Origin of the sequence: Micrococcus sp. HSID17227, from assembly GCF_003989405.1 — a bacterium.
GTDB classification, from domain to species: Bacteria; Actinomycetota; Actinomycetes; order Actinomycetales; family Micrococcaceae; genus Micrococcus; species Micrococcus luteus.
In genome coordinates this window covers 1-2,336 of record NZ_RBLN01000296.1, presented here as the reverse complement: position 1 = coordinate 2,336, position 2,336 = coordinate 1, and the positions used below count along the sequence as shown (strand labels likewise).

General features: G+C 73.9%; 3 protein-coding genes. 2 read left to right on the top strand and 1 reads right to left on the bottom strand.

Annotated features, from left to right (window positions below; translation table 11 throughout):
• The coding region (locus D8M29_RS10975; protein WP_127435676.1) for a GtrA family protein at positions 1 to 560 on the bottom strand (560 nt) is incomplete at its 3' end.
• 162 nt (positions 561 to 722) lie between these two features.
• On the opposite strand from D8M29_RS10975, the gene D8M29_RS10970 reads away from it, so the two are divergent.
• The gene (locus D8M29_RS10970) at positions 723 to 1,928 is read left to right on the top strand and encodes a 5-(carboxyamino)imidazole ribonucleotide synthase (protein ID WP_144820049.1); all 1,206 of its coding nucleotides are present in this window, start codon (positions 723 to 725) and stop codon (positions 1,926 to 1,928) included.
• Positions 1,925 to 2,336, top strand: a 412-nt coding sequence (gene purE / locus D8M29_RS10965) for a 5-(carboxyamino)imidazole ribonucleotide mutase (protein WP_127445974.1), incomplete at its 3' end; no start/stop codon positions are given. The genes D8M29_RS10970 and purE, both read left to right, overlap by 4 nt.

Below are 2,336 nucleotides of genomic sequence, written 5' to 3'. Positions count from 1 at the left end.
CAGACCCCGGCGTCGGGGGCGCGGTGCCGGCCGTGCGGGTGCAGCTGCTCGTCGCGCAGCACGGGCATCTGACCGGTGATGATCGCGAGGTCGTTGGCGAAGCCGGGCTCCACGTCCAGCTTCTCCTTGAACACCCAGAACCGGTAGGCGAAGTAGCGGAACACGGTGCCGAAGAACAGGCCGATCACGTTGCCGGCGATGAACAGGCCGGTCGGGTCGGTCACGCCCAGCAGGTACTGCGCGATCGCCACGCAGCCGGCCTGGATCCCCAGCCCGATCGCGTTCATGATCAGGAACATCACGAGCTCGCGCGTCTTGTTCGAGGAGCGCTTGTCCCGGAACGTCCAGTAGCGGTTGGCGACCCAGCTGAACAGGGTGGCGACGACGCCGCCCACGATCTTGGCCTTGACGTTGGACCCCTCGAGCGGGCCGGTCATCATCCACCAGAAGACGAGCGAGTCCACCACGAACGCGGCCGCACCGACGGTGCCGAACTTGGCCACCTCCCGCCACAGCAGGGAGGCCATCCCGGTCAGGCGGCCCCAGAGATCGGACAGCATGGGCGTGGACTCCTCGGTTCGGGACGGGGGTGTGCACGCGGGCCGGACCCGCGCAGGGCTGGGGAACACTGTAGCCGCGCCCCCGGCGCGCGACCTCCTCGGATCCGGCGTCGGCCGCCCCTCCGTGACGGAGTTCTCAGCCGGTCCGACTACCCTGTGCGGGTGACTTCCCCTCGACTCGGTGTGATCGGTGGCGGGCAGCTGGCCCGCATGATGGCGGGCGCGGCCGCGGAGCTCGGCGTGCCCTTCCGCGTGCTCGCGGAGGCCCCGGACGCGTCAGCGGCCCAGGTCGCCCCCCACGTGGTCGGCGACCACGCGGACCTGGCGGACCTGCGCGCGTTCGCGGCCACGGTGGACGTGGTCACCTTCGACCACGAGCACGTGCCCACCGAGCACCTGCGGGCCCTGCAGGAGGCCGGCGTCGCCGTGCGCCCCGGCCCCGAGGCGCTGCAGCACGCCCAGGACAAGCTGGTCATGCGCGCCGCCGTCGAGCGGCTGGGCCTGCCGAACCCGGCGTGGGCGCCGGTCGACGACCTCGAGGCCGTCCTCGCCTTCGGCGACGAGCACGGCTGGCCCATGATCCTCAAGACCGCCCGCGGCGGCTACGACGGCAAGGGCGTGCTCAAGCTCGACGACGCCGACGACGCCCGCACCTCCGCCGCGGACGGCACCCTGGCCGCGTGGCTCGGCGCCGGCATCGCCCCGCTGCTGGCCGAGGCCCTCGTCCCCTTCTCCCGTGAGCTCTCCGCGCAGGTGGCGCGCACCCCCTCCGGTGAGGTGGCCGTCTACCCCGTCGTCGACTCGGTCCAGGTGGCCGGCGTGTGCGACCTCGTGGTCGCCCCGGCCCAGGACCTCGACCCGGCCGTCGCCGCGGCCGCGACCGCCGCGGCCGTCCGCCTCGCCGAGGAGCTGGACGTCACCGGCATGCTCGCGGTCGAGCTGTTCGAGACGCCGGGGGTCGGCCCGGGCTTCCAGGTGAACGAGCTGGCCATGCGCCCCCACAACTCCGGCCACTGGTCCATGGACGGCGCCGTCACCGGCCAGTTCGAGCAGCACGTCCGCGCCGTGCTCGACCTGCCGCTGGGCGAGACGGCCCCCCGCGGGGCCGGCGTCGTGATGAAGAACGTCCTCGGCGGCGCCCGCGAGGACCTGCACGCCGGCAGCGTCGCGGCCCTCGCCGCCCACCCGCAGGCCAAGGTCCACCTCTACGGCAAGGACGTGCGCCCGGGCCGCAAGGTCGGTCACGTCAACGTCGTCGCGGACCACGGCCTCAGCCTCGAGGAGGCCGTGCGGACCGCCGAGTCCGCCGCCGCACTGCTGCGCGACGACGCCCCCACCACCGGCACCGAGACGGAGGCCCGCCCATGACCGCCACGCCCCAGTCCCCCGCCCAGCCCCTGCAGGACGACGCCCCGGTCGTCTCCGTCGTGATGGGCTCCGACTCCGACTGGCCCGTGATGAGCGCGGCCGCCGAGGCCCTGCGCGAGCTCGACGTGCCCGTCGAGGTCGGCGTGGTCTCCGCGCACCGCATGCCCCACGAGATGGTGGAGTTCGGCGCCCGCGCGCACGAGCGCGGCATCCGCGTGATCGTGGCCGGCGCGGGCGGCGCGGCCCACCTGCCCGGGATGCTCGCCGCCGTCACCCCCCTGCCCGTGATCGGTGTGCCCGTGAAGCTCAAGAGCCTGGACGGGATGGACTCCCTGCTCTCGATCGTCCAGATGCCCGCCGGTGTGCCGGTGGCCACCGTCTCCATCGACGGCGCCCGCAACGCCGGGG